The following is a 6,343-nucleotide window of genomic DNA, read 5'->3' as shown; positions in this document are numbered from 1 at the left end:
TAGCTATCAAGTTTCAATGTCCAATAGTCTGTGAAGAATTAGACTTTACAACCAAGAAAGAGCAACTTAGGGAGCGTGGCAATAAATACGCTCGGATGCTATCAAGTTGGGCTTATTCTGAGTTTTTCAAGTTGTTAAATTCTATTCTTTCTAACAGAGGTATTGAGTTTTTAACGGTCAATCCTGCTTATTCTAGTATTATTGGGTTAGTCAAATATCTCAGGATGTATGGATTGGCTAGTGATGTCGCGGCGGCGTTAGTGATTGCTCGTAGAGGAATGAGATTGTCGGAAAAAATACCAGGCTCCTTAACCGCCTTGTTTGAGGTGAACTCAAGTAAGCACGTTTGGAGCCTGTGGTATCAACTGAATAAAAAAATCAAGCTTTCTAGCATAGTGACTACTAGACATAGTTACTATGCTATCTCTAACTGGGATTTCCTGGGCAACCCTGAGCGTAGCCGAAGGGAAGCGTAAGCGATAGGAAAGAATGCTTAAGAAACTTACACCGCTGAGTCTTGCTAGGTTTGCCTAGATTTTTAAAAGCGGTAAAAAGAATCAGGAGCAGATTTTATACAATTGTTTCAGATTAGCGCGAATTAACCCCCTATCGACCCCAAAGGTGCGATCGCCACACCGCAGATCCGCAACCCTCTACCCGCCGCACTCAGGTTCCCCGTTCCCTTACCAAACAAAGCTGATTCATTTTCCTAGAACCCCCCCATCGCTACCCAAACCTCCCTTATAGATATCAACATCTTTGTCGCCAATCAGGGTATCATTACCTTCACCTCCAACTAACAAATCAACGCCAACTCCGCCGCGCAACAAGTCATTACCACTACCTCCATCTAGGAAATCTCTATTTTTTTCACCAGAGAGAATATCATTGCCAATCTCTCCCAAAATATCGTCATTTCCTTTACCACCAAAGATAGAATCATTGCCAGAGTTGCCAAAAATACTATCACTATCGTCATTGCCAAATATTAATTCTGCATCTGAAGAACCTGTAACAGTATCCTTGCCACCAAGGGCCCAAACTCCCTCTGGGAAATTAGCCAATTCTCCCGTCAATAGAGTAATATTTTCAGGAGTATTATCTCCGATTAGACGACGGCTATCCGTAGGATCTGGTATGAGTACCATAATTCTATACTACCTAATATTTGCTATCCTCTACATTTTGCCATAGGCTAAGAAATATAGACAGTAGGTGGAGTGAAGGAAAGAAAACTAACATAAGAGATGTAGCAAAATTTTTCAAACTTGGTATAATCTTATAGGCAAGAGAGTAAAAGTAAAGCTGATGCCGATTATAGTAGCTCAAGACTTGAGCAAAGTTTATCCGGTAGCAATTAAAGAACCCGGACTTAAAGGAACACTGCGGCACTTTCTGCACCGCACCTATCGTACTGTGAAGGCAGTTCAGAGCGTTTCTTTTCAAATTGAACCTGGCGAAGTGGTGGGGTTTCTAGGGGCTAACGGCGCGGGGAAAACCACTACTTTGAAGATGCTGACGGGATTGATTTATCCTTCTACTGGAGTGGTGAAGGTGTGCGATCGCATTCCCTTCCGCCGCGAAGCTAATTTTTTGCAAAAAATTACTTTAGTAATGGGGCAAAAACAACAGTTAATTTGGGATTTGCCAGTCCTAGACTCCCTGAAAATCAATGCTGCTGTCTACGGGATATCCGATAAAGAATATCGCCTGCGGGTAGGGGAATTAACGGAGATGCTATCTCTAGAAGGAAAGTTAAATCAGCCCGTCAGAAAGCTTTCTCTAGGTGAACGAATGAAAGCTGAATTAATGGCGGCGCTACTGCATCGGCCCCAGGTATTATTTTTAGATGAACCAACCCTAGGTTTAGATGTAAATGCTCAGTTTAGTGTACGAAATTTCTTGGGAGATTACAATCAGCGTTATCAGGCAACAGTGCTATTAACGAGTCACTATATGGCGGATATTACTGCCTTATGCAAACGGGTTTTATTAATCCATGAAGGGATGTTAGTTTATGATGGCAGTTTGGATGGATTGCTTGATAGATTTGCACCTTATCGGGAGGTGAAGGTAGAATTAGCTAGTCCCGTGTCAAAAGAGCAGATTTCTATTTACGGAGAAGTGGAATCTGTAGAGGGCCAGTCGGTGCGTTTTCTAGTGCGGCGGGAGGCGCTGACGGGTACTGTGGCAAATATTTTAGCTAAGTTAGAAGTAATAGATTTAAGTGTCACAGATCCACCAATTGAAGAGGTAATTGGTAGAGTTTTTCGTAGTGGAGGAGTTTCTTGAACGGAGAAGGGGAAGGTAAAGATTATTAATTACAATTACCAATTACCAATTACCAATTATACCAATTACCAATTACCAATTACCAATTACCAATATGACACGATTCATCAAAGTTGCGAAGGCACTACTATTAACCTACTACGCCTATATGCTCGAATATAGAGCAGAGTTATTCTTATGGGCTCTCTCAGGAACCTTACCATTTATTTTGATGGGAATCTGGATTAATGCCGCTCAAAATGGTCAATTTAGTCTGCAACCAGTAGACTTTGCTCGTTATTTTTTAGCAGCTTTTATCGTTAGACAAACAAATGTAGTTTGGGTGATTTGGGAGTTTGAAAAAGACGTATTACAAGGTCGATTATCCCCTAAATTATTGCAGCCAATAGATCCAGTATGGCATCATTTTGCCGCTCACATTTCAGAAAGGTTTGCACGTTTACCGTTTATTTTCGGATTGATACTGTTGTTTTTTGCCTTATATCCCCAGTCATTTTGGCTACCTAGTTTTGGAAGATTTTTGTTATTTTCATTGGTAATAGTTCTTGCCTTTTGTTTGCGTTTTATAATTCAATATACCTTTGCACTATTTGCTTTTTGGCTAGAAAGAGCAAGCGCGATTGAACAAGTTTGGTCTTTAGTTTACCTATTTCTTTCGGGAATTATTGCCCCGCTACAGGTATTTCCTGAATCTGTCCGAAATGTGGTGTTATGGACACCGTTTCCATATCTTATTAATTTTCCCGCTTCAATTTTGACAGGATTGCCCGTAGATGTGGGGCGCGGGTTATTGGTAATGCTGGGTTGGGGTGTAGTATTTTTTGTGTGGAATCGCTGGTTGTGGCGACAGGGTTTGAAACAATATTCAGGAATGGGAGCATAATTTTTAGAACTTAATGCAAAATCGCAGTACGGCCGCCATCTTGGTGGTAATATGATTATGATTGCGGTCTCCTACACCTAGCCCCTAACCCCTAAACGCTGAAAGCGGTTGATACCTACTGAAGTTATTAGAAATCACCTTCAGCGACCTGAAATACAGTCAAACCTAATGACCTCCACATATCAACAACTTGCTGACGGTCATCCAAGACAAAACGAATATTAAATTTCTCTTTGATATGTTGGCGGTAAAATTCCTCCTTAATAATCGAATCTTTCCGCTGGTCTCCATTCTTTCGCATATAAATATTAGTATATTTTACCTCATATTTCTGCAACCATTTTTCAGTTTGAGGTTGATAGTTATCTGTGCGGCCAGATAGCACAATAATATTAATACTTGACTGCCACTTGCGAACAGTTTCAAGCACTGGTTGATTAGGTAAATCGCGTTCGCAATTAGACGCATCGTAAGGATTTCTACCATTTAGTAAAGCTAAAGTGCCATCCATATCAACAATCATGGCATCTGGTAGTTCGGGGTTATATTCTGGAGGTGGTATAGGAACGCGGAGGTATTTATTATACATCTTCATAATCACATCTTTGCCAACTGAATTTAGTCTTTTTAAATCCCGTTTAATACATTCTTCTAACGGAATCTGGAGGAAAGAATCATTAACTTCAACGACAGCTTGACCTTTAACTAACGCTTTGATATGTTCGATGTGCGGCCCAAAGTTGGTATCGTCAACAATAACATTTTTACCAGATTCTAGGGCCATCAAAATTGCAGCATCTCTGAGTTGAAGAATAAACTTTTCATTGGCGGGAGACCAATAAGAAGCGTGAGCCATTTCTCGTAAAAGGTCTTTATTTGTTCGCACCCATCTACCGGGTTCTGATAACAGTAGGTCATTAGCAAATTTAGATTTTCCAGAAGCGGGTAAACCGACAAGTACAATGACTCTTTTCATGGTAATGCGTAATGGGTAATGGTAATGGGTAATTGGTAATGGGTAATTGGTAATTGGTAATTGGTAATTGGTAATTGTTAGTGGCTGGTTATATTTGCTACTAACCACTAACCACTAACTACTAACTAACTAATCAACTTTGGGAATTGGGAATGAGTTACAATCATTATAACCCTAAATTGATGTATTCTAATCCTAAAAGTTCCTCTGCTTTCTGAATAGTAGCACTACGTAAAGATTCTTTAGCACTAGCAATTTTTCCAGACCTCAAAGAAAACAAAATTCCAGAATAGGGTAAGTGTTTGATAGCTAAGGCAAAATCTTTCTGATTTTCGATATGCTGATGTTGCCGATAAACTTCCTCTACTTCTTCAATTAAAGATAGATATCTATCCTTAACTTTCTGATATAATTCTGTCCACTCAGGAAAATAAGCTAAAAATTCCTCGCCTTCATTGGTCAATATAATTTCTATCATTCTGCGGGTAGAAAATCCTTCCCTGAGATGGGAAATAGCGACATATTGAGGAGACTTAACTTTAACTCGGTTAAAGTTACCATCGCAGATGATGTATCCTTCAGAATTCATCGGGTCTAACTTTTCAGCAGCTTTGATAACTTCTGTCCAGCTAGTTAAAGGATAGGATGTAACTAATTGCCATCTATATTTTTCTGTCCAAATACTAGGGTCAGACTCTAGAAGTGTTTGAATGTTTCGCACGCCATGCAGTATAATCTGATTATCTTTTTGCTGAACAACTATCCGGTTGTAAGGAGTCATTAATTCAAAAATAAAACATTGCTCAGTTTCCTGCGGTAACTGATATCCTAGTTCGTTCCAAACTTTCCAAAATAGTTCAGCAAAAGTAAAGCCAAAACCGTTAACTTCACCGCTAGCGTCAGGAGTTCCGCTAGTTTGGACTCTCCACTCACCATCGTAGAAATAAAGAACGGTGAGAGAACCGTCTAGTTTTTCATAAACTTTGGCACTATTCCAGTTAATAGGATTAGCATGAATTTCCCCATAATTAAAGAATTTGTTATAAGGATAAGAAATTATCTGCCAATCTTGAGATGAGTCTAAGATGATTCCTCGGCACTGCTGAACTATTTTTTCGCCCAAGGGGGACTCTATCTGGGAGTATTTCAGACAGACGAGGTGAGGATATTTCTGATGTCGCGACGATTTGATATGATAAGTGCTGCATAAGCTATCTAAACCATGCTGACGCAAATAATCTTGTAGTTCCATGATGACTTCCTAAAGAGGAACGTACTATTTATTATCTACTATGAGGGAACGAAAGACAATGAAAGAGTTGAGAGGTAATTACTTCTCCTTTATAGCTGAAAATCTATTATGCTCCCGTATTTAATAGTATCATTGTAAATAGTTTAAGGCAATGGGTGTAAAAAAGTATACTTTTTAGGCAGTAAGGAGTAAACAAATGAAAAATAGATTGCTGATTTTGGGAAGTTATGCGTGTTTGTTAAGTGCTATGGCGATGCCGTCTGGAGTTCTTGGTTTCGGCGGAACGGATACAGAATCACTAAATCGGGTAGCAGATATCCCGGCAGTAAGCAACTTAATTGCCCAAGCGGGTGCTACTGTTCCTATTGGTCAAATTTTGCCACAATTAAAAGGCAAGACGCAAGTACCAATTTTTCTGCCAAGTCAGGTTCCTTTTTCTCAAAAGCTTTACTTTTATCCTCAAGCGAGGGCGGATGGTTATAGTGTTTCTATAGATTATACTGCTAATTGTCGAGGAGTTACTGCTTGTAGTGCTGGTGGAATTGGAGCTCAAAAAGGTGGTGAATTTACGCAGAGAATGGAAGGGGTAACTAAGACCTTAAAAAACCTTCAATTGGCGAAGGGAACTAAGGGCATTTTTCACGATGGTTGTGGGGCTTACTGTACTGCTTCAGTTGAATGGAAATTTCAGGGAGTTTTGTATACGGTAGCACTGAAGAATGGGCTAGAAGTAGATGCGGTAAAAATTGCAAATTCTGCTATTGAAGCAGGGCGGCGTTAAGTTTTGAATAAAGGCTTGTTTCTAAACACTAAGTTCCAAGCTTGTGTCTAGGAAACAAGCTTTTTTACTTGAGATTGTTTAAAATTGCAGGAAAATGTTATAATCAGGAAAGTTACAAACTGCTCCCGTAACGCCGCCCTCTGGGCGGTAATTGAACCG

General features: G+C 39.8%; 6 protein-coding genes and 1 pseudogene. 4 read left to right on the top strand and 3 right to left on the bottom strand.

Annotation, left to right across the window (positions count from 1 at the left end):
• Positions 1-476 (top strand): annotated as a pseudogene (locus PY364_RS13000) (hypothetical protein); the annotation flags it as partial.
• Between the two features lie 225 nt (positions 477-701).
• On the opposite strand, the gene PY364_RS12995 reads toward PY364_RS13000, so the two are convergent.
• Positions 702-1,148 (bottom strand): hypothetical protein, encoded by a 447-nt coding sequence (locus PY364_RS12995; protein ID WP_275523061.1) that lies wholly within the window; start codon positions 1,146-1,148, stop codon positions 702-704.
• A gap of 160 nt (positions 1,149-1,308) precedes the next feature.
• On the opposite strand from PY364_RS12995, the gene PY364_RS12990 reads away from it, so the two are divergent.
• Positions 1,309-2,292 (top strand): ATP-binding cassette domain-containing protein, encoded by a 984-nt coding sequence (locus PY364_RS12990; RefSeq protein ID WP_275523059.1) that lies wholly within the window; start codon positions 1,309-1,311, stop codon positions 2,290-2,292.
• Positions 2,293-2,386: 94 nt separating this feature from the next.
• Positions 2,387-3,175, top strand: a complete 789-nt coding sequence (locus PY364_RS12985) for an ABC-2 family transporter protein (protein ID WP_275523057.1) — start codon at positions 2,387-2,389, stop codon at positions 3,173-3,175.
• A gap of 127 nt (positions 3,176-3,302) precedes the next feature.
• On the opposite strand, the gene PY364_RS12980 is transcribed toward PY364_RS12985, so the two are convergent.
• Positions 3,303-4,151, bottom strand: a complete 849-nt coding sequence (locus PY364_RS12980) for an AAA family ATPase (RefSeq protein WP_275523055.1) — start codon at positions 4,149-4,151, stop codon at positions 3,303-3,305.
• Between the two features lie 166 nt (positions 4,152-4,317).
• Positions 4,318-5,403: a T4 RnlA family RNA ligase gene (locus PY364_RS12975; protein WP_275523053.1), complete on the bottom strand. Its 1,086-nt coding sequence runs from the start codon at positions 5,401-5,403 to the stop codon at positions 4,318-4,320.
• Between the two features lie 196 nt (positions 5,404-5,599).
• Here PY364_RS12975 and PY364_RS12970 point away from each other — a divergent pair, with 196 nt between their 5' ends.
• Positions 5,600-6,184 carry a hypothetical protein gene (locus tag PY364_RS12970; RefSeq protein WP_275523051.1) on the top strand — a complete coding sequence of 195 codons (585 nt, stop codon included), beginning with the start codon at positions 5,600-5,602 and terminating at the stop codon, positions 6,182-6,184.
• Positions 6,185-6,343 lie beyond the last annotated feature (159 nt).

The sequence above is a fragment of the Kamptonema sp. UHCC 0994 genome, assembly GCF_029167235.1.
Taxonomy (GTDB): Bacteria; Cyanobacteriota; Cyanobacteriia; order Cyanobacteriales; family Microcoleaceae; genus Kamptonema.
This window is presented reverse-complemented; position numbering and strand designations above follow the sequence as displayed.

Coding starts and splice junctions, on each gene's coding strand:
- PY364_RS12980 (WP_275523055.1), bottom strand. CDS start 4,151: ATGAAAAGAGTCATTGTACTTGTCGGTTTACCCGCTTCTGGAAAATCT.
- PY364_RS12975 (WP_275523053.1), bottom strand. CDS start 5,403: ATGGAACTACAAGATTATTTGCGTCAGCATGGTTTAGATAGCTTATGC.
- PY364_RS12985 (WP_275523057.1), top strand. CDS start 2,387: ATGACACGATTCATCAAAGTTGCGAAGGCACTACTATTAACCTACTAC.
- PY364_RS12995 (WP_275523061.1), bottom strand. CDS start 1,148: ATGGTACTCATACCAGATCCTACGGATAGCCGTCGTCTAATCGGAGAT.
- PY364_RS12990 (WP_275523059.1), top strand. CDS start 1,309: ATGCCGATTATAGTAGCTCAAGACTTGAGCAAAGTTTATCCGGTAGCA.
- PY364_RS12970 (WP_275523051.1), top strand. CDS start 5,600: ATGAAAAATAGATTGCTGATTTTGGGAAGTTATGCGTGTTTGTTAAGT.